The 26,362-nt window shown below is 38.9% G+C and carries 25 protein-coding genes; 19 read left to right on the forward strand and 6 right to left on the reverse strand.

Features of this window, described 5'->3' with window-relative positions; translation table 11 throughout:
* Positions 1 to 53 precede the first annotated feature (53 nt).
* Positions 54 to 998, reverse strand: a complete 945-nt coding sequence (locus tag ACLKML_RS11870) for a LysR family transcriptional regulator (RefSeq protein ID WP_317718765.1) — start codon at positions 996 to 998, stop codon at positions 54 to 56.
* 264 nt (positions 999 to 1,262) lie between these two features.
* Between ACLKML_RS11870 and tusA the strand changes: the two genes are divergently transcribed.
* The 4 genes from tusA to ACLKML_RS11890 all read left to right on the forward strand — a co-directional run bounded on the left by tusA (position 1,263) and on the right by ACLKML_RS11890 (position 6,007).
* Positions 1,263 to 1,511, forward strand: coding sequence for a sulfurtransferase TusA (gene tusA / locus ACLKML_RS11875; protein WP_413285493.1), 249 nt, complete (start codon positions 1,263 to 1,265; stop codon positions 1,509 to 1,511).
* A 176-nt stretch (positions 1,512 to 1,687) separates the two neighbouring features.
* The gene (glyQ, locus tag ACLKML_RS11880) at positions 1,688 to 2,608 is read left to right on the forward strand and encodes a glycine--tRNA ligase subunit alpha (RefSeq protein WP_413285494.1); all 921 of its coding nucleotides are present in this window, start codon (positions 1,688 to 1,690) and stop codon (positions 2,606 to 2,608) included.
* Positions 2,609 to 2,610: 2 nt separating this feature from the next.
* Positions 2,611 to 4,677 (forward strand): glycine--tRNA ligase subunit beta, encoded by a 2,067-nt coding sequence (glyS, locus tag ACLKML_RS11885; protein WP_413285495.1) that lies wholly within the window; start codon positions 2,611 to 2,613, stop codon positions 4,675 to 4,677.
* A 79-nt stretch (positions 4,678 to 4,756) separates the two neighbouring features.
* A complete protein-coding gene (locus tag ACLKML_RS11890) occupies positions 4,757 to 6,007 on the forward strand; it encodes a valine--pyruvate transaminase (RefSeq protein WP_413285496.1) in 1,251 nt (416 codons plus the stop codon).
* Between the two features lie 96 nt (positions 6,008 to 6,103).
* Here the strand turns inward: ACLKML_RS11890 and ACLKML_RS11895 are convergent, their stop codons facing one another.
* From ACLKML_RS11895 to dnaA, 5 genes are all read right to left on the reverse strand, one after another.
* Positions 6,104 to 6,541, reverse strand: coding sequence for an Hsp20 family protein (locus ACLKML_RS11895; RefSeq protein ID WP_317718770.1), 438 nt, complete (start codon positions 6,539 to 6,541; stop codon positions 6,104 to 6,106).
* Positions 6,542 to 6,819: 278 nt separating this feature from the next.
* On the reverse strand, positions 6,820 to 9,237 hold the full coding sequence (gyrB, locus tag ACLKML_RS11900; RefSeq protein WP_413285497.1) for a DNA topoisomerase (ATP-hydrolyzing) subunit B: 2,418 nt from the start codon (positions 9,235 to 9,237) through the stop codon (positions 6,820 to 6,822).
* A gap of 3 nt (positions 9,238 to 9,240) precedes the next feature.
* Complete coding sequence (gene recF / locus ACLKML_RS11905; RefSeq protein WP_413285498.1) at positions 9,241 to 10,350, reverse strand: DNA replication/repair protein RecF; 1,110 nt, start codon at positions 10,348 to 10,350, stop codon at positions 9,241 to 9,243.
* Between the two features lie 16 nt (positions 10,351 to 10,366).
* Positions 10,367 to 11,467 (reverse strand): DNA polymerase III subunit beta, encoded by a 1,101-nt coding sequence (dnaN, locus tag ACLKML_RS11910; RefSeq protein WP_413285499.1) that lies wholly within the window; start codon positions 11,465 to 11,467, stop codon positions 10,367 to 10,369.
* 28 nt (positions 11,468 to 11,495) lie between these two features.
* Positions 11,496 to 12,911: a chromosomal replication initiator protein DnaA gene (dnaA, locus tag ACLKML_RS11915; RefSeq protein WP_413285500.1), complete on the reverse strand. Its 1,416-nt coding sequence runs from the start codon at positions 12,909 to 12,911 to the stop codon at positions 11,496 to 11,498.
* A 333-nt stretch (positions 12,912 to 13,244) separates the two neighbouring features.
* Between dnaA and ACLKML_RS11920 the strand changes: the two genes are divergently transcribed.
* From ACLKML_RS11920 to atpB, 15 genes are all read left to right on the forward strand, one after another.
* The gene (locus tag ACLKML_RS11920) at positions 13,245 to 14,003 is read left to right on the forward strand and encodes an amino acid ABC transporter substrate-binding protein (RefSeq protein WP_413285501.1); all 759 of its coding nucleotides are present in this window, start codon (positions 13,245 to 13,247) and stop codon (positions 14,001 to 14,003) included.
* A gap of 37 nt (positions 14,004 to 14,040) precedes the next feature.
* The gene (locus tag ACLKML_RS11925) at positions 14,041 to 14,712 is read left to right on the forward strand and encodes an amino acid ABC transporter permease (RefSeq protein WP_413285502.1); all 672 of its coding nucleotides are present in this window, start codon (positions 14,041 to 14,043) and stop codon (positions 14,710 to 14,712) included.
* Complete coding sequence (locus tag ACLKML_RS11930) at positions 14,709 to 15,446, forward strand: amino acid ABC transporter ATP-binding protein (RefSeq protein WP_413285503.1); 738 nt, start codon at positions 14,709 to 14,711, stop codon at positions 15,444 to 15,446. Before ACLKML_RS11925 ends, ACLKML_RS11930 begins: the two co-directional genes overlap by 4 nt.
* A gap of 193 nt (positions 15,447 to 15,639) precedes the next feature.
* The gene (gene rpmH, locus ACLKML_RS11935; RefSeq protein ID WP_272132512.1) at positions 15,640 to 15,774 is read left to right on the forward strand and encodes a 50S ribosomal protein L34; all 135 of its coding nucleotides are present in this window, start codon (positions 15,640 to 15,642) and stop codon (positions 15,772 to 15,774) included.
* Between the two features lie 12 nt (positions 15,775 to 15,786).
* Entirely contained in the window at positions 15,787 to 16,143 is a 357-nt protein-coding gene (rnpA, locus tag ACLKML_RS11940) for a ribonuclease P protein component (protein ID WP_317718125.1), read from the forward strand.
* Complete coding sequence (yidD, locus tag ACLKML_RS11945) at positions 16,110 to 16,367, forward strand: membrane protein insertion efficiency factor YidD (protein WP_413285504.1); 258 nt, start codon at positions 16,110 to 16,112, stop codon at positions 16,365 to 16,367. The genes rnpA and yidD overlap by 34 nt, the downstream gene beginning before the upstream one ends.
* A gap of 2 nt (positions 16,368 to 16,369) precedes the next feature.
* A complete protein-coding gene (gene yidC, locus ACLKML_RS11950; protein WP_413285505.1) occupies positions 16,370 to 17,992 on the forward strand; it encodes a membrane protein insertase YidC in 1,623 nt (540 codons plus the stop codon).
* Between the two features lie 150 nt (positions 17,993 to 18,142).
* Positions 18,143 to 19,504, forward strand: a complete 1,362-nt coding sequence (mnmE, locus tag ACLKML_RS11955) for a tRNA uridine-5-carboxymethylaminomethyl(34) synthesis GTPase MnmE (protein ID WP_413285506.1) — start codon at positions 18,143 to 18,145, stop codon at positions 19,502 to 19,504.
* A 259-nt stretch (positions 19,505 to 19,763) separates the two neighbouring features.
* Complete coding sequence (gene mioC / locus ACLKML_RS11960; protein WP_413285507.1) at positions 19,764 to 20,204, forward strand: FMN-binding protein MioC; 441 nt, start codon at positions 19,764 to 19,766, stop codon at positions 20,202 to 20,204.
* 476 nt (positions 20,205 to 20,680) lie between these two features.
* Positions 20,681 to 22,573 carry a tRNA uridine-5-carboxymethylaminomethyl(34) synthesis enzyme MnmG gene (mnmG, locus tag ACLKML_RS11965; protein WP_413285508.1) on the forward strand — a complete coding sequence of 631 codons (1,893 nt, stop codon included), beginning with the start codon at positions 20,681 to 20,683 and terminating at the stop codon, positions 22,571 to 22,573.
* Positions 22,574 to 23,209 carry a 16S rRNA (guanine(527)-N(7))-methyltransferase RsmG gene (rsmG, locus tag ACLKML_RS11970; protein ID WP_413285509.1) on the forward strand — a complete coding sequence of 212 codons (636 nt, stop codon included), beginning with the start codon at positions 22,574 to 22,576 and terminating at the stop codon, positions 23,207 to 23,209.
* 10 nt (positions 23,210 to 23,219) lie between these two features.
* The gene (locus ACLKML_RS11975) at positions 23,220 to 23,993 is read left to right on the forward strand and encodes a ParA family protein (RefSeq protein WP_317718132.1); all 774 of its coding nucleotides are present in this window, start codon (positions 23,220 to 23,222) and stop codon (positions 23,991 to 23,993) included.
* A 25-nt stretch (positions 23,994 to 24,018) separates the two neighbouring features.
* On the forward strand, positions 24,019 to 24,900 hold the full coding sequence (locus ACLKML_RS11980) for a ParB/RepB/Spo0J family partition protein (RefSeq protein ID WP_413285510.1): 882 nt from the start codon (positions 24,019 to 24,021) through the stop codon (positions 24,898 to 24,900).
* A gap of 218 nt (positions 24,901 to 25,118) precedes the next feature.
* Positions 25,119 to 25,514, forward strand: coding sequence for a F0F1 ATP synthase subunit I (locus ACLKML_RS11985; protein ID WP_317718134.1), 396 nt, complete (start codon positions 25,119 to 25,121; stop codon positions 25,512 to 25,514).
* 3 nt (positions 25,515 to 25,517) lie between these two features.
* On the forward strand, positions 25,518 to 26,348 hold the full coding sequence (atpB, locus tag ACLKML_RS11990; protein WP_413285511.1) for a F0F1 ATP synthase subunit A: 831 nt from the start codon (positions 25,518 to 25,520) through the stop codon (positions 26,346 to 26,348).
* The last annotated feature ends 14 nt before the right edge of the window (positions 26,349 to 26,362 follow it).

Below are 26,362 nucleotides of genomic sequence, written 5' to 3' on the forward strand. Positions count from 1 at the left end.
CGCCCTTCAATGAAGTGGACGCAGTTAATAAATTGCGTTCACTTAATCTAGCACTACCCTTCCAAGCCTAAATCTTCTACTCGCTTAGCAATTAACTTACCACACTCTTCTTTTAACAAGTTTCGCAACCATTCTTGCGCCGGTGAGTGTTCACATCGAGGATGCCAAATCATCGAATAATCAAATGGCGTAAATTCGAAAGGCATTGGCTTAATGACTAATTCATGCCTTTCTGCCACTAAATACGCTAAATCTGCAGGCACAGTGATTATAAGAGGAATTGTGTCTATAACGGCTAAAGCCGCTTCTAAATGATAAGCGCGTATAATCGTCTTTCTTTCTGGCTGGTCTTGCAGGGCTTGATCTATTAAGGCTTTGACACCGTCGCTGATAGCAATCATTGCATGTGGATAAGAAAGATAATCTTGTAACGTAAGTTCTTTATTCGCTAACGGATGTATCTTGGATAACATACAAAATACCCCTACTCTGCCAAGAACTTCACTATGTAAAGGTTCGATTGCGCTAGTTGGCCGACAAATAGCTAAATCTGACCCTTGAGTGGTTAACTGATACATCAGTTGTTCGTGCTGTAAAGGTAAAAACTTTAACGAAACATTAGGCGCTTCTTGATAAAGGCGAGGCAACGCAAAAGGTAAAATGGTTTGCATAGCATAGTCGGTGGTTGCAATAGAAAAAGATTGCACGCAACTCTTGGGGTTAAATTCTTTGTCGGAAAGAAGGGAACGAAGAGACTCTAACGGTTCTCCTAACGCCTTATCAATTTCTAACGCTTTTTCTGTTGGGAGAAGTTGCTGTCCTTGACGAGTAAATAACGGATCGTTTAACAATGATCTCAATCGACCTAAGACTCGGCTCATTGCAGATTGACTTAAATTTAACCTAAGCGCGGCTTTGCTAACACTTCGTTCCTCTATTAAAACACGCAGTGCAACGAGCAAATTTAAATCACGGCGATAAATATCTTCCAGTTCCAATTTGCGCAGCCTCAGATAAAAAACGATGCTTTATATTACTACTCAAATAATAAATAACTTAGACAAAATTTTTCTACAGACAAAAAAATCCCGCCTTTCAGCGGGGAAGCCCAAGAAAAATTGGAATAGTACAAACATTACCGGAATAATGTTGCGTATTTGTTAATTAAATGTAACCAACTTTGTTGAGTTTGCCAAGCTTTTATTGAAATTATTTTTCCTCACAGTATGATCAACATTCAAAAATAAACTGAGATAGCGTCAATGATAATCAATACAGCCATAGCTAACCAAACTCTTGAGGCAGAAGGATTAAGGTGTCCAGAACCTGTAATGATGGTCAGAAAAACAATGCGAGCTATGTTAGATGGTGAAGTGCTACTAATAAAAGCAGACGATCCATCCACCACCCGAGATATCCCCAGTTTTTGTCGCTTTATGGATCACCAACTACTCGCTGCTCAAACAGAACAAGTGCCTTATGAGTATTTAATTAAGAAAGGCCTCGAATAAGCCACATTATCTCGTCCTTACTCCGAGTAAAAGTGTAATAAAAATCAATAAAAGTAAGATTTATTATCTAGGTTGGATAAATAAACAAGATTAGCCCTACTCCCGTCGGTAATATGTCGTTATACTTTGACGTTATTTTTCCCTTAAACAGACAGAAGAATCGCGCGAACCTGACTATGCAAAAATACGATATCAAAACCTTTCAAGGTATGATCCTCGCGCTGCAGGATTATTGGGCTACACAAGGTTGTACTATTGTTCAACCTCTAGACATGGAAGTGGGTGCAGGTACTTCTCACCCTATGACGTGCTTAAGAGCACTTGGCCCAGAGCCAATTGCCACTGCTTACGTTCAACCTTCACGCCGTCCAACAGATGGCCGTTATGGTGAAAACCCAAATCGCCTTCAGCATTATTATCAATTCCAAGTAATCATCAAACCATCTCCAGATAATATCCAAGAGCTCTATCTTGGTTCTTTACAAGTATTAGGAATTGACCCATTGGTTCATGATATCCGCTTTGTTGAGGATAACTGGGAGAACCCAACTCTTGGTGCATGGGGTCTTGGCTGGGAAGTATGGCTAAATGGAATGGAAGTAACGCAATTTACTTACTTCCAACAAGTTGGTGGTTTAGAATGTAAACCGGTTACCGGTGAAATCACTTACGGTATTGAACGTCTTGCCATGTATATCCAAGGTGTTGATTCTGTTTATGATCTAGTTTGGGCTGATGGTCCATTGGGTAGAACCACCTACGGTGATATTTTCCATCAAAATGAAGTAGAACAATCGACTTACAACTTTGAACACGCTGACATTGATTTCCTATTCACTTTCTTTGATCAGTGCGAAAAAGAATGTAAAGAACTGCTCGCCTTAGAAACACCACTTTCACTTCCTGCTTACGAGCGCATTTTAAAAGCAGGCCATGCATTTAACTTACTTGACGCACGTAAAGCTATTTCTGTGACAGAACGCCAACGCTATATCCTTCGTATTCGCGACCTAACAAAATCGGTTGCCGAAGCATACTACGCATCTCGTGAAGCGCTAGGCTTCCCAATGTGTAAAAATAAGGATGAGGAGAAATAGTCATGGCTAAGAATTTTCTAATTGAGCTTGGAACAGAAGAACTACCACCAACGCAACTTAAAACATTGGCTGAAGCGTTTGCTTCCAACTTTGAATCAGAGCTTAAAGAGGCATCACTTACCCACCAAGGTATTAAGTGGTATGCAGCTCCTCGCCGGCTCGCTCTAAAAGTAACGGATTTAATCGAAAGTCAACAAGATAAGATTGTTGAAAAACGCGGTCCAGCTATTTCTGTCGCATTTGATGCCGATGGTAACCCAACTAAAGCAGCACAAGGTTGGGCGCGTGGTAATGGTATTACCGTTGAACAAGCCGATCGACTAAAAACAGATAAAGGTGAATGGCTTCTCTTCAAACAAGAAGTTAAAGGGCAAGCTGTACAAGAGTTAGTAGTTGATCTTGCAGCCAAAGCATTAGCTAACCTTCCTATTGCTAAACCAATGCGTTGGGGCGATAAAGAAACACAATTTATTCGCCCAGTTAAAACATTAACCATGCTGTTCGGTGATGAACTTATTCAAGGAGAAATTCTTGGTGTTGCTTCTGCACGAACTATTCGTGGCCATCGTTTTATGGGTGAAGCCGAATTTACCATAGAGAACGCTAACCAGTACCCAGAAATCCTGGAACAACGTGGTAAAGTAATGGCGGATTATGATGCTCGTAAAGCAATAATTCTTGCTGATGCACAAAAAGCAGCCCTTGCTGTCGGTGGGATCGCTGACATAGAAGAAGATCTACTTGAAGAAGTAACTTCATTAGTAGAATGGCCTGTGGTGCTCACGGCATCTTTTGAAGAAGAGTTTCTCAATGTTCCTTCAGAAGCTTTAGTTTATACGATGAAAGGCGACCAAAAATACTTTCCTGTGTATGACAAAGATAACAACCTCCTTCCTAAGTTTATTTTTGTTTCTAACATCGAATCTAAAGATCCGACTCAGGTTATTGAAGGTAATGAAAAAGTAGTTCGTCCTCGTCTTGCTGATGCCGAGTTTTTCTTCAACACTGACCGTAAACGCCCATTGATAGATCGTCTGCCTGAACTTGAAACGGCCATTTTCCAAAAACAACTTGGAACGATAAAAGATAAAACTGATCGTATTACCACCTTGGCTGGTTACATTGCACAAAAGATTGGCGCTGATGTAGATAAATCAACTCGAGCAGCACTATTAGCAAAATGTGACTTAATGACATCAATGGTATTTGAATTTACTGAAACTCAAGGTGTGATGGGTATGCATTATGCTCGCCACGACGGTGAAGCAGAAGAAGTCGCTATCGCATTAAATGAACAATATATGCCTCGTTTTGCTGGTGATACACTACCTAGTTCAGGCATATCATCTGCGGTTGCTATGGCAGATAAGCTAGATACCATCGTCGGTATTTTCGGTATAGGTAAAGCACCAAAAGGTAGTGACCCATTTGCGTTACGCAGAGCATCTTTAGGTGTACTACGTATTATTGTTGAAAATGGTTACAATCTAGATTTAGTCGATCTCATTGCACAATCAAAAGCATCATTTGGCGATAAGTTAACCAATGAAAATGTTGAACAAGATGTGATTGAATTTATGCTTGGCCGTTTTCGTGCTTGGTATCAAGATCAGGGCTTCAGCATAGATATCATTCAAGCGGTACTTGCTCGTCGTCCGACTAAACCAAATGATTTCGATCAACGAGTTAAAGCGGTTTCACACTTCCGTCAATTGGATGCAGCAGAATCATTAGCTGCGGCTAATAAGCGTGTTGGTAATATTCTGGCTAAATTTGATGGCGTGCTGTCAGACGATATCGATCTCTCATTATTAAAAGAAGAGGCTGAAATAGCGCTTGCTCAAACCGTAGAAGTGATGACTGAAGCATTAGAGCCAGCTTATGCGACTGGAGATTACCAAGCAGTATTAAGTAAGCTTGCTGATCTACGCGAACCAGTAGATACCTTCTTTGATTCTGTTATGGTTATGGCTGATGATGAAGCATTAAAGAAAAATCGCTTAACGCTACTCCATAAGCTACGTAACCTATTTTTACAAATCGCAGATATCTCGCTTTTACAAAAATAACGGGGCAATCCCTTTGAACTTAAAGCCCCGTTCATCTGAACGGGGCTTTTTTATAACATACGACTGGCAGGAAAAAATCATGCAGTTTTCTAATTTTGGTGAAAAGTTTAATCGACATTCTGGTATCACTCAACTAATGGCAGATCTTAACCAAGGTCTTCGCACTCCTGGTGCTATTATGCTTGGTGGTGGTAATCCGGCGGCCATTCCAAGTATGCTCGATTATTTTCATCAAGCCAGTAGTGATATGCTCAACAATGGTAAGCTTATTGAAGCCATGTCTAACTACGATGGTCCTAAAGGGCAAGACGCATTTGTTAAAGCTTTAGCCAACCTACTTAGTGATACCTACGGCTGGCCTGTAAGCGAGAAAAATATCTGTTTAACCAATGGTAGCCAAAGCGCGTTTTTTTATCTGTTCAATCTTTTAGCTGGCGTGCAACCTGATGGCTCTAAAAAGAAAATTTTATTACCATTAGCACCTGAGTATATCGGCTATAGCGATTCAGGATTAAGTGATGATCTGTTTGTATCTTATCGACCAGAAATAACCGAGCTCGACAATGGTATGTTTAAATACAATGTTGATTTTGAACAGCTTACCGTTGATGATTCCATCGCAGCAATATGTGCGTCAAGACCAACCAATCCAACAGGAAATGTACTAACTGATGAAGAAGTTGAGAAACTAGACCAATTAGCTCAAGCGAATAACATTCCTTTAATTATTGATAATGCTTACGGAACACCTTTCCCAAATATTATTTTTGAACAAGTAAAACCATTTTGGAATCAAAATACTATTTTATGCATGAGCTTATCTAAACTGGGCTTACCTGGCGTTCGTTGCGGTATCGTGATTGCGAAAGAAGAAGTCGTTCAGGCGATGACAAATATAAATGGTATTATTAGTTTAGCGCCAAGCGGTATAGGTCCTGCCTTAGGTACTCACATGATTGAGTCTGGAGATTTATTACAGCTCAGCCAGATGATCATTAAACCTTTTTATCAACAAAAAGCTCAGCATGCTGTTGAATTGTTGCAACAAGCCATCACTGATCCACGTTTTAAAATACATAAGCCAGAAGGCGCTATATTTTTATGGCTTTGGTTTGATGAATTACCCATTACTTCAAAAGAGCTTTATGAGCGACTTAAAGCCCGAGGCGTATTAATTATCCCTGGTGAATATTTTTTCTTTGGTCAAGATTGTACGGACTGGCCACACACTCGTCAGTGCATACGCATGAATTATGTACAAGATGAAAAAAGTGTACGTGATGGTATTAAAATAATTGCAGAAGAAGTAATGAAAGCTTACCAAGAATAAATTCAACTTAGTTAATGAAAGTATATTTGTAACTTATCTAAAAAGAGCGCCAATAGGCGCTCTAAGTAAGGATACAGTCAATATAAACCTTATTAATTAGTTATTTTCAATAAGGTGATTGCCGTTAATCGCTATTTTACGCGGTTTCATCGCTTCAGGAATTTCGCGTTCTAAGTCCACATGAAGCAAGCCATTTTCCATTGCAGCCCCGATAACTTTGACATAATCCGCCAATTGGAATTTACGCTCAAAGTCTCTCTCGGCGATACCTTGATAAACATATTTTTTATCTTCTTCTGGTTTACGCTCTCCATGAACAATTAACATATTCTCTTTTTGAGTAATATCAATTTGTTGTTCGGTAAAACCAGCGACCGCCATAGTAATTCGATATTTGTTTTCGTCTTGTTGTTCAATATTATAAGGAGGGTAACCGTTTGAAGTATTTTTAGTGGTACCAGCTTCCATTAAATCAAATAGACGATCGAAGCCAATAGCGTTGCGATATAGTGGAGTGAAATCTACAGTTCTCATAATTCTATCCTCTTAATTAAGCAATAGCCTTAAATATCCTAATTTTATAAGGTATTTAAGGTGTTAGATTATGTATTCCTAATGGACATACTTAATCTCATCTTTCTGTTAACTTATTTGCTCTCCAAATTGGACGAGCGATACAAAGACCCTTACGGCATCTTTTCATAACTAGATATATGTCCTATCAAGAGAGTTTCAAGGGAAAAAGCAAAATTTTTTTAATTTCAGCAAAAAAAAACACTGCCAAAGCAGTGTTTTTTATCACTCAAATAAAATTACACATCTAAGTTAGCAACTTTCAATGCATTATCTTCGATAAAGTTACGGCGAGGCTCAACTTGATCACCCATTAAGGTAGTAAATAGTTGATCGGCTCCAACTGCATCATCGATTTTAACTTGCATCATACGACGGGTTTCAGGATCCATGGTTGTTTCCCAAAGTTGATCTGGGTTCATCTCACCTAGACCTTTATAACGTTGTAAGCTCAAACCTCTACGCGATTCTTTTTTCAACCACTCTAAAGCTTGTGCAAAGCTGGTTACTTCTAAAGTACGTTCACCACGCTTAATATAAGCACCGACTTCAATTAACCCTTCTAACGCTTCAGATAAAGACGCCAATTTAGCGTATTCTTTGGTTTCTAATAGATCTAAACCAATCACATATTCATGTGTCACGCCATGTGTACGAATGACTATTTTAGCCAAAGAAACATTCAGTTCTTCGTGTCTTTCTACTTCAAGACTATATTGACTCGCGCCAGTTTCTTTTTCTTTTAGTTGTTCAACTAAACGTTTACCCCACGCTTCAACTTGGCTTGCATCTTGACTCATTTCCACTGTTAGGCGAGGAACATAAACCAATTCATGTACAAGAGCACGAGGATAACGACGAGTCATACGATCAACAAGCTTCATACCAGCATTGTACTGCTGTACTAATTGCTCTAACGATTCACCAACAATGGCGGGGGCGTCTTTGTTAACGTGTAATTCTGCATTATCCAGAGCCAATGAGACTTGGTACTGATCCATCGCATCTTCATCTTTAATGTACTGCTCTTGCTTACCTTTCTTAACTTTATAAAGAGGTGGTTGGGCGATATAAATATAACCGCGCTCAATAAGCTCAGGCATTTGACGGTAGAAGAATGTAAGCAGCAACGTACGAATATGGGAACCATCAACATCGGCATCGGTCATGATAATGATGTTGTGATAACGCAATTTATCTGGATTATATTCGTCACGACCAATACCACAACCAAGAGCCGTAATCAGTGTAGCGACTTCTTGAGAAGAAAGCATTTTATCAAAACGTGCTTTTTCTACGTTAAGGATTTTACCTTTAAGTGGTAATATTGCTTGGTTTTTACGGTTACGCCCCTGCTTGGCTGAACCGCCAGCAGAGTCCCCTTCCACAATATAAAGTTCAGAAAGAGCCGGATCTTTTTCCTGACAATCAGCAAGTTTACCCGGTAGACCTGCGAGATCTAATGCACCTTTACGACGTGTCATTTCTCTTGCTTTACGAGCCGCATCACGAGCACGAGCCGCATCAATGATCTTACCACAAACAATTTTGGCTTCACCTGGGTTCTCAATTAAGAACTCAGACAGTTTTTCACCCATAGCCGATTCCACTGCTGATTTAACTTCAGAAGACACCAACTTATCTTTTGTTTGACTCGAGAACTTAGGATCAGGAACTTTAACCGATACTACCGCAGTCAAACCTTCTCGAGCATCATCACCAGATGTCGCCGTTTTGGCTTTTTTAGAGAAGCCTTCCTTATCCATGAAGCTATTCAGCGTACGAGTTAATGCAGAACGGAAACCAGCTAAATGGGTACCACCATCCTTTTGCGGAATATTGTTGGTATAACAGAAAATATTTTCTTGGTAACCATCATTCCATTGCATTGCTACTTCAACGGTAATGCCGTCTTCACGTTCAAAATCGAAATGAAATACTTTTTGAATAATTGGGGTTTTATTGGTATTTAGATAATCAACAAACGCTTTAGTACCACCTTCATACATGAAGTGGTCCATTTTATTTTCTTCACGCTCATCAATCAGTTTAATTGAAACACCTGAGTTAAGGAACGATAACTCTCGCAAGCGTTTAGCTAAAATTTCGTAGTGAAATTTAACGTTAGTAAATGTTTCTTCACTCGGCCAAAAACGAATCACCGTACCCGTTTTATCTGTATCGCCAGTAACGGCAAGCGGCGATTGAGGCACGCCATGACAATAAGTTTGTTTGTGTTGTTTACCTTGGCGGTAGATAGTTAAATCCACTTGCTTAGATAAGGCGTTAACCACAGAAACACCTACACCATGCAAACCACCTGAAACTTTATAGGAGTTATCATCAAATTTACCACCAGCATGCAATACTGTCATGATAACTTCAGCGGCAGAAACCCCTTCTTCTTCGTGAATTTCTGTCGGAATACCACGACCGTCATCACTAACAGAAACAGAGTTATCCTCATGGATAGTAATGATTATGTCATTACAATGCCCTGCCAACGCTTCATCGATGGAGTTATCAACAACTTCGAAAACCATATGGTGGAGACCGGTACCGTCATCCGTGTCGCCAATGTACATTCCAGGACGCTTACGTACAGCATCCAATCCTTTCAGTACTTTAATACTCGATGAATCGTAATTTTCTGCCATGAGTTACTCTCTATTAGGGCTATCAGCCCGCTTATCAATACACTCTATTTTGCCATGTTCCACATGAAACATCCTGCCATTTTCGTCGTACATTTCTTCGAGTTGGCTGGCGGTAATAGAACTTACAAAAACTTGTGCCCCCGTCTGTTTTAAACACGTTGCTAAACGTGCTCGACGTTGGCTATCTAATTCAGAAGCAAAATCATCTATCAAATAGAGACATTGCTTTCCTGTTACTTGGGTTAAATGTTGACCTTGTGCAACACGTAATGCACATACCATCAATTTTAACTGACCACGTGATAACACATCTTCAACTGGAGTGTTATTCACTTTAATTTTTAAATCTGCTTTATTTGGACCACTAAACGTATATCCAAGCAGCTGATCTCTTTCGAAATTTTTTTCGAGAATGTCAGCGTAAGAAGTATTTTTTTCCCAACCACGATAATACGTCAATTTGATATCAAATTCTGGTAAAAAACCTCGACAAATCGCTTCTGCGGCACATTTTAACTCATCGATATAGGCATTTCGCCATCTATCAATATTTTCAGCAAGTTGAGCTAGTTCTTGATCCCAATAACTCAACTCTTTATAGCTTTTTGCCGATTTCAACAGGGCATTTCTTTGTTTGGCTAAACGCTTTAATCTTCCCCACGCATCATAAAAACTTGATTCAGTGTGGAACACACCCCAATCAATAAACGCTCTACGATGTTTAGGGCCTTCCGTTAATAAGTCAAACCCTTCAGGATGAATCAGTTGCAATGGCAATACTTTTGCCAGTTGTGCAAGCTTTTGTCCTGTTTGACCGCCTATTTTAACTTCTGTTGTACCATCCCGCTGCTTGTTTAAACCAACAGGAAGTTCAAAATTATCTGCATTCCGTAGCTTTCCATGAATAAATAATTCTGACCTATCATTTTGAATCACACGGCCGGTTAACGAGCTCTTAAAAGAACGACCGTGGCCAAGCATGTATATCGCTTCAAGAACGCTAGTTTTCCCGCTACCATTGGGACCAATAATAAAATTGAAGCCTGCCGATAGGTCAATATCACAGGCTTCGATATTCCTAAATTGTCGAACCATTAAACGGGTTAAAGACATCTATTTATCGTTTCAACTATAACCGAATTGGCATAACAACATACATAGCGCTGTCATCGTCGACATTCTCAATTAACGCACTTGCATTTGCATCAGACATAGAAACCCTTACCTTTTCACAACGTAATGTTCCTAACACATCCAAAACATAACTCACGTTAAAACCTATCTCTAAATCTTCGCCTTCGAAGTTAACATCCAATAATTCTTCGGCTTCTTCTTGTTCTGGATTATTAGCCGTAATACGCATTTCACTGCTATATAAATTAACTCTTACTCCACGAAATTTTTCATTGGATAAAATGGCCGCACGAGAAAAAGCTTGTCGAAGTTCATCACAACCTGCTTCTAATGTCTTAGTGGTACTTTGCGGCATAACTCGTCGATAATCAGGAAAGCGACCATCGACCAATTTTGAGGTAAAAATAAAGTTATTTACTTCTGCACGTATATTCGATTTGCCAATTTGCAACGTTACTTCATTTTCTGGTGCATCCAATAAGCGGACTAACTCTTGAACCCCTTTACGTGGAACAATAACCTGTTGTGAATTGAAATCGGCACCAAGAGCAGTTTGAGAGACTGCCATTCTGTGTCCATCGGTGGCAACAGAGCGTAATGTAGAACTGTCAATTTCAAATAACATGCCATTGAGATAATATCTAACATCTTGGTTAGCCATTGAAAATTGAGTTTTTTCTATAAGCTTACGAAGTTCATTTTGTGAAAGTGTAATTTCAACATCACTCTGCCAATCTTCAATATTTGGGAAATCAGCAGCAGGTAAGGTTGCTAATGAAAAACGACTTCGCCCAGAACGAATTTGTAACCGATCGCCATCTAAAACAACAGTAATAATGGCATTATCAGGCAGCCCACGCCAAATATCTAAAAACTTACGCGACGGAACCGTAATACTCCCAGCTTCAAACTCACCTTCAAGTTCAATTCGGGCGACCAGTTCGACTTCTAAATCAGTCGCCGTCATAGATAAGGTATTATTTTCTACTTTTAAAAGTATGTTACCTAAAATTGGTAATGTAGGACGCCCACCTAAAGCTCCTGATACTTGCTGTAATGGCTTTATAAGGTGGTTGCGATCAATAGTAAATTTCATAATGTTCTCTTTTCGACCTACCGTACTATTAAGAAGAAAGCGTTCGAATTAAATTCGAATAATCTTCTTTTATATCATGGCTCTCTTCACGCAATTGTTCTATTTTTCTACAAGCGTGCAATACTGTCGTATGATCACGACCACCAAAAGCATCACCTATTTCTGGCAAGCTATGGTTCGTTAATTCTTTTGCTAGTGCCATTGCTAGCTGACGTGGTCTCGCCACTGAACGTGACCGTCGTTTAGACAATAAATCGGCAACTTTAATTTTATAATATTCTGCTACTGTTTTTTGAATATTATCAATAGTGACGAGCTTCTCTTGTAACGCAAGTAGATCTCTTAACGCTTCACGAACAAAATCAATGGTAATTGGGCGACCGGTAAAATTAGCATTAGCAATAACGCGGTTAAGGGCCCCTTCTAATTCACGCACATTTGAACGTAAACGTTTAGCGATGAAGAATGCCACTTCATCGGCTAAATGAATTTTATGGTCTTCCGCTTTTTTCATTAGTATGGCGACACGAGTTTCTAATTCTGGAGGTTCGATAGCAACGGTTAACCCCCAACCAAAACGTGATTTTAAACGATCTTCTACCCCATGAATCTCTTTAGGGTAACGATCGGATGTCAAAATAATTTGCTGGTTACCTTCTAAAAGCGCATTAAAGGTATGAAAAAACTCTTCTTGGGAACGCTCTTTATTAGCAAAGAACTGAATATCATCAATAAGCAAAGCATCCACGCTACGGTAGTAACGTTTAAATTCTTCAATCGCGTTGTTTTGCAAAGCTTTAACCATATCTTGCACAAAACGCTCAGAATGCATATACACTACTTTTGCATTGGGCTTATTTTCTACAATGGCATTACCAACTGCATGCAATAGGTGTGTTTTACCTAAGCCTGTTCCACCATATAAAAATAATGGATTATAAGCAGCACCTGGATTGCCAGCCACTTGACGAGCCGCGGCTAAACCTAATTGGTTAGATTTACCTTCAACAAAATTATTAAAATTATGCTTATGGTTAACATTAGAACGATGATTAATTTCAACTAATTCAGATTCATCATCCCAAGTTTTATGCACCGATCGGCGAGCTTGAAGCTGTGCTGGTGCAGAAGATTCAGCTGCAACATCGGCTTTTGTTTTTGTAGGAACAGGCGTTGAAGAAGTTGAAGAAATAGACACACGTTTACTACCCACTTCAAATCGAAGGTTGGGTATATCGTTACCACAAAATTCTTTTAGTAGACGATTGATGCTATTTAGATACCTATCGCGTACCCAATCTAAAACAAATCGGTTTGGTGCAAATAGAGTCAGCGTATTATCATCCAATTCAGCTTCGAGCGGCCTTAACCACATACTAAATTCTGTCGCTGATAACTCTTCTTGTAATTGTTGCAGACACTGTAACCATAGCGAAGATGACACTGTTACCCCACGATTATTTTTATGACTTGGAAAAGGACGGCAATTTTACTCCTTGTAGAACAAGATCGCCAGTAAATGATCACTGATCCAGTGAATAAGATCTAAGTTATTCACATTTTTATTTTTTATATACCTAAAAACCACAGGATCTTATAAATAATTGTCTATCTAACTATATATTAAATAAAATATTTTTTAGTTATCCCCACTATTCACAGAGATCAAAATAAAAAACCTAATAATCTTAGTTATTTCTAATAACATCTGGTTATTATGTACATAAGCCTATTTGCCAGTACTATGCATTCTATCAAACATAGAGGATTTAACAGAATGAAACACTGGTTTAGAAACTTATTCACACTTTTAGCACTAGCTACATCTTTCGCTCAAGTATCTTATGCTACGACCGACGTCAAAGTGGGTATGTCAGGGCGCTATTTTCCATTCACTTTTGTAAAACAAGATAAGTTGCAAGGATTTGAAGTGGATTTATGGGATGAAATTGGTCGTAGAAATGACTACAAAGTTGAGTATGTTACTTCAAACTTTTCTGGTCTATTTGGTCTTTTAGAAACCAATAGAATTGATACTATCTCAAACCAAATCACCATTACTGATGTTCGCAAAGCAAAATATCAATTTGCCGACCCTTATGTAATTGATGGTGCACAACTAGCAGTGCGTAAAGGAAGAGATGATATTCAAAGCGTGGACGATTTAGAGGGGAAAACAGTTGCAGTAAACCTTGGCTCTAACTTCGAGCAAATTTTACGTGATTACGATAAAGAAAACAAAATTAACATTAAAACCTACGATACTGGTATCGAGCATGATGTCGCCCTAGGACGTGCTGATGCATTTGTAATGGATAGACTTTCTATCTTAGAAGTAATCAAAAAAACTGGATTACCTTTACAACTTGCAGGTCAACCGTTTGAAACAATAGAAAATGCGTGGCCTTTTGTTAAAAACGAAAAAGGCAACACCCTGAAAGCAGAAGTAAACCAAACATTAAGTGCGATGAGAACAGACGGCACACTTGAAAAAATATCTGTGAAATGGTTCGGTTCAGATATAACTAAAAAATAACAACTAGATAACTAATACTTCCGCGTAGGAAAAGCTAATGCCTTTTGATTTCAATTATATGCTCGAACTTCTACCTATACTGCTTAAGTACTTAGGTACCACAATGGAGATGGCAATATGGGGATTATTTTTCTCTTTAATCCTTTCTATTATTATTGCTAATATTCGGGTTTTTTCCATTCCTGTACTGGATCAATTAAGTCAGCTATACATTAGCTTCTTTCGTGGAACACCTCTGCTTGTGCAGCTGTTTCTACTCTATTATGGATTACCGCAAATATTCCCTATCTTAATAGGTATTGATGCGTTTTCTGCTTCTATTATAGGCTTAACACTGCACTTTTCCGCTTACATGGCAGAAAGCATTCGAGCCGCCATTATTGGTATAGATAGAAGTCAAATGGAAGCAAGTTTATCCGTCGGCATGACAACCAACCAAGCGATGAGAAGAATCATTCTGCCTCAAGCCGCTCGGGTCGCTTTGCCTTCTTTAATGAACTACTTTATCGATATGATCAAATCGACTTCACTTGCTTTTACTTTAGGCGTTGCAGAGATAATGGCCAAAGCACAAATGGAAGCGGCTTCAAGTTTTAAATTTTTTGAAGCGTTTCTTGCTGTCGCTCTTATCTATTGGGTAGTTGTTATTGTCTTAACACGCGTACAAATTTGGGCAGAGTTTAAACTCAATAAGGCGTACCAACGATGATAAAATTAGATAATATTCATAAAAGCTTTGCTGAAACATCCGTACTTTCTGGAATTAGTTTAGAAATTAAGCAAGGCGAAATCATTGTTATTATTGGCGCAAGTGGTACCGGAAAATCCACACTACTTAGATGCATAAATTTTTTAGAAACCGCTGATGTCGGACAAATCACCATTGATAATATTTCTGTTAATGTAGAAAAACAGACTAAAGCAGAAGTATTAGCGCTGCGTAAAAAAACAGCCTTTGTTTTTCAAAACTATGCGCTTTTTGCCCATTTAACGGCAAAACAAAATATAGCAGAAGGATTAATTACGGTTCGAGGATGGAAAAAAGAACAAGCTTATATACGTTCACTACAAATTCTTGACAGCATAGGTTTAGCAGACAAAGCAGAAAGCTACCCTGCGGCTTTATCTGGTGGACAGCAACAAAGAGTCGGTATAGGTAGAGCAATGGCTTTGCAACCTGAACTATTGTTATTCGACGAACCCACTTCCGCCCTCGATCCTGAATGGGTAGGTGAAGTACTCAGTGTAATGAAACAACTCGCCGCTCAACAGCAGACCATGTTAGTTGTGACTCATGAGATGCAGTTTGCTAGAGAAGTAGCAGATAGAGTCATATTCATGGCCGAAGGTAATATCGTTGAACAAGGTTCTCCACAAGATATATTTACTAATCCACAAGATAGTAGATTACAAAAGTTTTTAAAAAATGTCGGGATCCAATAAAGATCCTTGAGCTTTGCTCCACACTACGTATAATCCGTCGACCGGAATAAAATGGTTTTTAAAACCGAACAGTTATTGACTCTTTGATAGTCAGTGATTACAATTCCGCCTCTTTGTTGAGAGGCGTCGGATATATATTCCCACGCCGGGTTTAACAAGAACCTATAAACTACTGATCAGTAAAGGTATAAACATGAAACGCACTTTTCAACCTTCAGTTCTTAAGCGTAAGCGCTCTCACGGTTTCCGTGCTCGCATGGCAACTAAGAACGGTCGTAAAACAATAAATGCACGTCGTGCTAAAGGCCGTGCGCGCCTTTCAAAATAATTCGCGATTATTTTGAATTCGTACGCGTTCTATCGGGAGTTACGTCTGCTAACTCCCGAACATTATAAAAATGTATTCCAGCAAGCACACAGTGCAGGCTCCCCTCATTTCACTATTATTGCTCGTAAAAATACTCTTCCACACCCTCGTCTAGGTTTAGCTGTTCCGAAAAAACAAATTAAAACCGCTGTTGGTCGTAATCGCTTTAAACGTCTAACTAGAGAGAGTTTTCGCCATAAACAACATCAGCTACCCAATAAAGATTTTGTTGTAATAGCAAAAAAGAGTGCTCAAAACCTGAGTAATGAAGAAATGTTTAAATTATTAGATAAGTTATGGCATCGGCTTTCTCGCCCTTCACGTGGGTAGCTATTGGCTTAATTTATATATATAAGTGGGTTATCAGCCCACTTATAGGCCCGCGTTGCCGTTTTACACCAACGTGCTCTACTTATGCGATAGAAGCATTAAAAATGCACGGATTTGTAAAAGGTTGTTGGTTATCTGGCAAACGTCTATTAAAATGCCACCCTTTGAATGAAGGGGGTTTCGACCCCGTTCCACCGAACCAAGATAAAGACAGAGACAAATAACGATGGATTCTCAACGTAATATTCTGCTTATCGCTTTGGCACTGGTTTCTTTTTTGTTGTTTCAACAATGGCAAGTTGAAAAGAACCCACAAGCTCCACAGCAAGTAGAACAAGAACAAAATAACGGTACTCTACCAGCACCATCAATTGCTAATGAGCTTGATCCTACCCCGGGCCAAGGACAATCAGCAAAACTAATTACAGTAACAACTGACGTCTTAACTCTGTCAATTGATACCTTTGGTGGTGATGTTGTTTCTGCGCAATTAAATCAATATGCGAAAGAAGAAGATTCAGAAGAACGATTCGTACTTCTTAAAAATGATGTTGATCATACTTACATTGCACAAAGTGGTTTAGTTGGTCCGCAAGGAATTGATTTAAGTAGTTCCAGTCGTCCAAGCTACTCTACTACAGCTGATTCATTCACTCTGGTGGATGGCCAAGACGAAATTCGTGTACCACTATCATACTCTGCTAATGGTATCGACTACGTTAAGACATTCGTATTGAAACGTGGACATTACGATATCGATGTAACTTACGATATTGATAACCAATCAGGTAATAATGCGACCGTTGGTATGTATGCTCACTTACGTCAAAATGTAATGGATGATGGTGGCAGTTTAACTATGCCAACATATCGTGGTGGCGCATACTCTAGCCAAGATACTCGCTACAAAAAATACAGTTTTGATGATATGCAAGATCGTAATCTTTCTATCAACTTAACAGATGGGCAAGGTTACGCCGCCATGCTTCAGCACTATTTTGCAAGTGCATGGGTACCACGTGAAGCGCCTGGTTCAAACTTGTATACTCGCGTGATTGGTAACTTAGGTGATATTGGTGTTCGTATGCCAAACAAAACCGTAGCGAGTGGTGATAATGTTCAGCTAGAAGCTACCCTTTGGATTGGACCTAAACTACAAAAAGAAATGGCAGCGGTTGCACCAAGTCTTGATCTTGTTGTTGACTATGGCTGGTTGTGGTTTATTGCTAAACCGCTTCATTGGTTACTGTCAATGATTCAAAGTGTTGTGGTTAACTGGGGTCTATCTATTATGATTCTAACTTTCGTTGTTCGTGGTGCCATGTACCCATTAACGAAAGCACAATATACCTCTATGGCTAAAATGCGCATGCTCCAACCTAAGCTTGCAGCTATGCGTGAACGTATTGGTGACGATCGCCAACGTATGAGCCAAGAAATGATGGAATTGTATAAGAAAGAAAAAGTAAACCCACTTGGTGGTTGTTTACCTATTTTCCTACAAATGCCAATATTTATTGCATTGTACTGGTCATTAATGGAATCGGTTGAGCTTCGTCATTCGCCATTTTTCTTATGGATAACGGACCTATCAGCTCAAGACCCATACTACATCCTGCCTATTTTGATGGGTGCAAGTATGTTCATGATCCAAAAAATGAGCCCAACAACCGTTACGGATCCAATGCAGCAGAAGATCATGACATTTATGCCGATTATGTTTACAGGTTTCTTCCTGTTCTTCCCATCAGGCCTTGTTCTTTACTGGTTGGTTTCCAATGTCGTTACGCTTATCCAGCAAACTATTATTTATAAGAATCTGGAAAAGAAAGGCTTACATTCTAAGTGACAGTAAATAAATACTAAGAAAGGCGGCCTAAAGGTCGCCTTTTTAGTTTTAGCTGATTACAATCCATTCGATTACGTCAGTGACAAAATACATTGCTTTCACTGACCTGTTATTTAATGGGGTTGGTATAATCAATTGGGTAATAATAAGATGATTAAAGATACAATTGTCGCTCAAGCGACTGCACCTGGACGTGGTGGTGTTGGTATTATTAGAGTATCAGGGCCTAAAGCATCGGTAGTTGCTGAAGCAATAACAGGTAAACAACTTAAACCCCGATATGCAGAATATATCGCCTTTAAATCAGAGGATGGTACAGAATTAGACCAAGGTATTGCTCTGTATTTCCCTAATCCACACTCATTTACTGGTGAAGATGTATTAGAGCTACAAGGTCATGGTGGCCCTGTGGTTATGGATATGCTAATTAAGCGTATTTTACAAATTGACGATCTTCGTCCTGCACGTCCTGGTGAATTCTCTGAACGTGCATTTATGAACGATAAAATGGATCTTACGCAAGCAGAAGCGATAGCTGATCTTATTGATGCAAGTTCAGAAGAGGCAGCACGTTCCGCTTTACAATCATTACAAGGCCAATTTTCTAACAAAATAAAAACGTTGGTGGATTCATTAATCTATCTGCGAATTTATGTTGAAGCAGCCATAGACTTTCCTGAAGAAGAAATCGATTTTCTTGCAGATGGTAAAGTAAGTACTGACTTACAAAATATTATAGATAACTTAGAAGCGGTAAGAGTAGAAGCGAACCAAGGTTCAATAATGCGTGAAGGCATGAAAGTGGTTATAGCTGGCCGACCAAATGCGGGGAAATCAAGTCTTCTCAATGCACTGTCAGGAAAAGAATCTGCCATAGTTACCGATATTGCAGGCACAACACGCGATGTATTACGAGAGCATATTCATATCGATGGAATGCCAATCCACATCATTGATACAGCAGGCCTTAGAGAGGCTTCTGATGAAGTAGAAAGAATTGGTATTAATCGAGCGTGGGAAGAAATATCTCAAGCCGATCGAGTTTTATTTATGGTCGATGGCACAACCACAGATGCCACCGATCCAAAAGAAATTTGGCCTGACTTTATAGATCGATTACCCAGTAATATAGGAATGACCGTGATCCGCAATAAGGCCGATAAAACAAGTGAAAGTCTTGGTATTTGCCATGTGAACGATCCTACACTTATTCGCTTATCAGCCAAGACTGGTGAAGGGGTCGAGGCTTTAAAAAGCCATTTGAAAGAGTGTATGGGGTTTACCGGAAGTAACGAAGGTGGATTTATGGCCAGAAGACGCCATTTAGAAGCATTAAACAAAGCAGCAGAACACCTTTACATTGGTCAGCAGCAACTAGAAGGTTTCATGGCAGGCGAACTCCTCGCTGAAGAATTAAGGATATCTCAACAATATCTTAATGAAATTACCGGAGAATTTAGTTCTGATGACCTACTAGGAAGAATTTTTTCCTCATTCTGTATCGGTAAATAACCTGAACTCTACTAATTTACAATAATAAACGGTAAGTACTCACTATCATTTTTAACGGTCATAAGCCCTATCTGGGTTAATGACCGTTTTTTTTAAAGCTAGGGGTAAGCAACTCCAATATTAACAGCAGAAATCATTTGTCATTCCTAACTTTGATTTAATCCTGTATTTGAGAGCATATACTTAAAAATAGCATTGAATCATTATTATCTTCATTGAATACTAGCGGATAGAAATATAATAAAAGGAAAATAAGCTAATGATCCACATTATAACCGGCAGCACATTAGGTGGCGCTGAATACGTTGGTGATCACCTGAGTGATATCTTACAAAAAAACGGTATGGGTACAACGATCCACAATAGCCCTACTTTAGAAAGTATTCCAAACAAAGGAACATGGTTAATCGTCACATCGACACATGGATCAGGTGACTATCCTGATAATATCCAACCTTTTATCAACAGCCTATTATCCACGCCCCCTAAAATGAGTGAGGTTAAATACGCAGTTATCGCAATAGGAGATTCTAGCTATGATACCTTTTGTGCGGCGGGTAAACATGCTTTCAATCTATTGGAAGATATAGGCGCGGCCCCAATTACCGACTGTTTTATGATTGATATTTTACAGCAACAGATCCCTGAAGATTCAGCAGAAGAATGGTTAAAAGAACACATGGATCACCTAAAGAATTAATCGGTGCTACAGCATATTATTAGGTTATCCATTATCATTTATTCATTCTTGTGGATAAGTTATCCTCATGTTTAATCAAAATTATTCTTTCACGAAAAAGTTATTTTGTGGATAACTATAGTTAAATCCAGTGATTAAGCTATAGTTATCCAAATAATAACTTTTTTACTCGTGTTCATTTGTTGATAAGTAGCAATTTAGATCCCAGCTAATCCTCGCTTAGATCCAAGCAAGATCACAAGAAGTGATCATACAAAACACCATGATCTTATTGATCATTTTACGCTTACCCACAAGATCATGCTTACTTAATAATAGATCCAATAAAAAGATCTCTATATAGATCCTTATATATATTCATATAAATAACTCAGCTTAAAATAGTGTTAAATAGATTTTCTACTTACAACAAAAAAGGTAGAATAGCGCTCCTTTTTTCATTCATGTTCTAATTAGAAATACCTTAAGGTCATTCCATGCTTTATCACGAAAAATTTGATGTCATTGTAATTGGTGGAGGACACGCTGGAACGGAAGCCGCATTAGCCTCAGCAAGAACAGGTATAAAAACATTATTATTGACCCATAACATTGACACTTTAGGCCAAATGTCTTGTAACCCTGCAATTGGTGGTATAGGTAAGGGACACTTAGTGAAAGAAGTGGACGCCTTAGGTGGAGCAATGGCTCAAGCCATTGATCAAGCTGGAATTCAATTTAGAACACTTAATGCTTCTAAAGGACCTGCTGTAAGAGCAACTAGAGCGCAAGCCGATAGAGCTCTTTATAAAACAGCAATCAAAAATAAATTAGAAAACACTCCCAATTTAACTTTATTTCAACAAGCAGCTGATGATCTAATTGTTGAAAATGATCAAGTGGTGGGAGTGGTTACCCAGATGGGGCTTAAAATCCACGCTAAAGCGGTTGTATTGACCGTTGGTACATTTCTTGGTGGAAAGATCCATATAGGAATGGAAAGCTCTTCAGGAGGTCGTGCAGGCGATCCTCCTTCAATCGCGCTTGCCGATCGATTACGTGAATTACCATTGCGAGTTGATCGTTTAAAAACAGGTACTCCACCTCGTATTGATGTTAATAGTGTCGATCTATCGATATTAGAAGTTCAACATGGTGATAATCCTACTCCTGTATTCTCATTTTTAGGAAATCGAGCCCAACACCCTAGGCAAATACCTTGCTATATCACTCACACCAATGAAAGTACTCACGATGTCATTCGAGCTAATTTAGATCGAAGCCCTATGTATGCAGGTGTTATTGAAGGAATAGGTCCACGTTACTGTCCATCTATTGAAGATAAAGTTATGCGTTTTGCTGATAAAAATAGCCATCAGATTTTTATCGAGCCTGAAGGACTTAACTCAACAGAACTCTACCCTAACGGAATTTCAACCAGTTTACCTTTTGATGTTCAAGTCAAAATAGTTCGATCAATGAAAGGTTTTGAAAACGCTCATATTGTTCGACCAGGTTACGCAATAGAGTATGATTTTTTCGATCCAAGAGATCTTAAACAAACCTATGAAAATAAATTTATCAAAGGTCTTTTCTTTGCTGGTCAAATTAACGGTACAACCGGTTATGAAGAAGCTGCAGCTCAAGGGTTAATGGCTGGATTAAACGCAAGTCTATTTACTCAAGACAAAGAAGGGTGGAATCCACGTCGTGATGAAGCCTATATGGGTGTACTTATTGATGATTTATCAACCATGGGTACAAAAGAACCGTATCGGATGTTTACTTCGCGTGCGGAATACCGCCTATTACTTCGAGAAGATAATGCCGACCTACGTCTTACAGAAAAAGGACGAGAATTAGGCTTAGTTGATGACGAGCGTTGGGCACACTTCAATCAAAAAGTCGACAATTTGGAAAAAGAGCGCCAGCGTTTAAAAGATATATGGGTTAATCCGAATACAGATGGGATAGAGCAACTTAATACCATATTGAAAACACCTTTAGTACGAGAAGCAAGTGGTGAGGATCTACTACGTCGACCGGAAGTTACCTATAAACAACTGACTGAACTTGCACTGTTTGAACCCCCTTTACAAGATGTTCAAGCTGCTGAACAAGTGGAAATCCAAGTTAAATATGAAGGGTATATCCAACGTCAAAAAGACGAAATAGAAAAGTCATCGCGCCATGAAAATACCAAGTTACCTGTTGATCTTGATTATCAACAAGTACAAGGACTTTCTAATGAAGTTGTAGCAAAACTCAATGAAGCGAAGCCTGAATCGATCGGTATTGCATCTCGTATTTCTGGTATTACCCCTGCCGCTGTTTCTATTTTGCTTGTTTATTTAAAAAAGCAAGGTTTGCTCAAAAAAGGGGATGAATAATTGGATTTATTGAAAGAAAGACTAAACGATCTTATTAACAAAACCGATCTTGTTGTTAATACTCAGCAACAAGATCAGCTTGTAGGTTACGTTAAAATGTTAGATAAATGGAATAAGTCTTATAATTTAACCTCTGTTCGTAACCCAAAGGATATGCTAGTTAAACACATTCTTGATAGTATAGTTGTCAGCCCATATTTACATGGTGACCGACTGATTGACGTGGGTACGGGTCCTGGCTTACCTGGAATACCTTTGGCTATTATGAATCCAGATAAAACATTTTTTCTTCTGGATAGTTTAGGCAAGCGTATTCGCTTTATAAAGCAAGTGGTACACGAATTGGGGATAAAAAATGTCATCACAGTTCAAAGTCGAGTTGAAGAATTTCAGCCTGAAGATAAATTTGATACGGTTTTAAGTCGAGCATTTGCGTCTTTGAGTGATATGGTGGAATGGTGTCATCATTTGCCTAAATCAGATACAGGACAATTTCTTGCGTTAAAAGGCATACTTTCTGAAGCTGAGATTGAACAGTTACCAAAGTGGTGTAATGTGATCAACGTCACAACGTTGAATGTTCCTGAGCTAGAAGGTGAGAGACATCTTGTAACCTTAGCCAAGGTGGAAAAGTAGAGAGGTTACAGTGGGAAGAATTATAGCAATTGCTAACCAAAAAGGTGGAGTCGGTAAAACGACGACTTGCGTAAACCTTGCCGCCTCTATGGCCGCAACAAAAAGAAAAGTTTTGGTTATCGATCTCGATCCACAAGGAAATGCCACAATGTCGAGTGGTGTGGACAAATATCAAGTGGATTCGACAGCTTACGATCTTTTAGTCGAAAACGTGCCATTTGAAGATGTGGTTTGTAAATCCACCAGCGGAGGGTTTCATCTTATTGCCGCGAATGGTGATGTTACGGCTGCTGAAATAAAACTTATGGAAGTTTTTGCACGCGAAGTTCGGCTAAAAAATTCATTAGCTTTGGTTCGTGATAACTATGATTTCATCTTTATCGATTGTCCCCCAGCCTTAAATCTACTTACAATCAATGCGATGGCCGCCGCAGATTCGGTATTAGTTCCTATGCAATGTGAGTATTTTGCATTAGAGGGCTTAACTGCTTTAATGGATACCATTAGTAAGTTAGCGGCAGTTGTAAATGAGAATTTGAAAATTGAAGGGTTATTACGGACCATGTTTGATCCACGTAACCGTTTATCAAATGAAGTATCAGATCAACTTAAAAAGCACTTTGGTGACAAGGTCTACAGAACCGTTATTCCTAGAAACGTACGTTTGGCAGAAGCACCAAGTCATGGTCGCCCTGCTATGTACTACGATAAGCACTCTGCTGGCGCAAAAGCTTATTTGGCTCTAGCAGGTGAAATTCTTCGTCGTGAAGAAGTACCCGCATGACAGAAAAACAAAAGGAATAACAATAATGTCTAAACGTGGTTTAGGAATCGGATTAGATGCTTTATTAGCAACCAGTTCTCTTGCAAGAGAAAAAGAGAAAACAGCATCTAGTAGTCAATCAATTTCAGTTGATGGTGATTTAGCTGAACTTCCGATTACAAATTTAAAACCTGGTGTATATCAACCTCGTAAAGATATGTCTCTAGAGGCTCTTGAAGAACTATCTGCATCGATAGAATCTCAAGGAATAATTCAACCAATTGTTGTACGACAAGTTGATAATCAATTTTATGAGATAATCGCTGGTGAAAGACGCTGGCGTGCAGCTAAGCGTGTTGGATTAAAACAAGTTCCGTGTATTATCAAAAACGTAGCTGATAACGCAGCTATTGCTATGTCTCTTATTGAAAATATTCAGCGAGAAGATCTTAACGTAATAGAAGAAGCTCAAGCTTTAGAAAGGCTACAAGACGAATTTGAGCTAACACATCAGCAAGTTGCCGATGTAATAGGAAAATCTAGAACAACGGTAACCAATTTACTTAGACTCAATCAATTAGATGACTCGGTTAAAAAATACGTTGAAAAAAAGCAGCTTGATATGGGGCATGCTCGGGCTCTATTAGTTCTAGATGCAGATAAACAAAGTGATGCCGCAAAAACTATTGCTGATAAAAATTTAACGGTACGTCAGGCTGAGCAGTATGTGAAAAATTTACTGTCGCCGAAAACGGACCAGAACAAAGTAAAAGATGAAGAAGCCTGTGCTATATCAAACAGGCTAAGTCAGAAAATTGGCTCAACAGTGAATTTGACTCGTGGAGCGAATGGAAAATCTAAAATGACCATTACATTTGACGAACCTGAAAAATTAGAACAATTGATCAAATTATTGGAAACCCATTAGTCATTAATTATTTGTTACTAAATATTAAAAACCTAAAGAGTTTGCTAATTTAATCATTTGTTACAAGGTTTATTGTTAAAGTTGTAGGTTTGTAAACAGTTTTGTTATTTAATGACGCGTTTTTATTGCAAATGTAGTTATCGAACGTATAATTTTTTTCGGTTTTTCCAAGCTCATTTATAATGGTTTATTTGGAGTTGGTATAAAGGTATGAATACATGGTAGCTAGGCTAGTTCAACCAGGACGAAGGCTTGCAAAGCGTTTGTTATTGATTCAATCTAGCGTGGTTACATTTGTGGCAGCAGGGATGGCTATGGCCGTAAGTGTTGATTGGGGAGTTTCTGCGTTTATAGGTGGCGGCATTTGTGTGCTTGCTAACGCTGTTTTCGCGCTATTTGCCTTTATGTTTAGTGGAGCTAGAGCTGCGAAAGCAGTAGCGGCTTCATTTTATACAGGCGAAGTACTGAAAGTTCTTATAACGGTTGTTCTTTTCTCTGTAGCTTACATGTATATGCAGGTGGAACTTGTTCCCCTGAAACTAACCTATTTGTTGGCATTAATTATTAATATATTTTTGCCAGCGCTATTCATTAACAAAAAAAAAATAGGATGAGTTATGGCTGCGCCAGGTGAAGCGCTAACAACGGCCGGATATATTGATCACCATTTGACTAACCTATCACTTGCTAATATTTCAGAGCATTTTGATTTGGGTTGGCAAATAACGGAGACCAGTTTCTGGAACGTTAATATCGATAGCCTGTTTTTTTCTGTGTTTACTGGGTTGATATTCCTTGGAATATTCCGTTCGGTAGCAAAGAAAGCAACAGTAGGTGTACCGGGTAAGCTGCAATGTGCTGTAGAAATGGTAATGGAATTTGTCGCCGATAACGTCAAAGAAACATTCCATGGACGCAACCCATTGATAGCGCCTTTAGCACTGACTATCTTTTGTTGGGTATTACTAATGAATATCATGGATTTAATTCCAATTGATTTCTTACCGTATCCAGCAGAACATTGGTTAGGTATCCCTTATTTAAAAGTGGTTCCCTCAGCTGATGTCAATATCACGATGGCTATGGCTCTAGGTGTTTTCTTCTTGATGATTTACTACAGCATCAAGGTGAAAGGTCTAGGCGGGTTTGCTAAAGAATTAGCTTTACATCCATTTAATCATCCAGTGATGATACCGTTTAACTTACTACTTGAAGTTGTTTCGCTACTAGCAAAACCTCTTTCACTTGGTATGCGTTTATTCGGTAACATGTTTGCTGGTGAGGTTGTATTTATTCTTATAGCAGCAATGTTACCGTGGTGGTTACAGTGGTTAGGTGCTCTTCCATGGGCAATTTTCCATATTTTGATTATTTTGATTCAAGCATTTGTATTCATGATGTTGACTATCGTTTATTTGTCGATGGCACATGAAGACTCGGATCATTAAATTAATTTTAATAA

The organism is Vibrio sp. MA40-2 (assembly GCF_047302445.1).
Classification (GTDB): Bacteria; Pseudomonadota; Gammaproteobacteria; order Enterobacterales; family Vibrionaceae; genus Vibrio.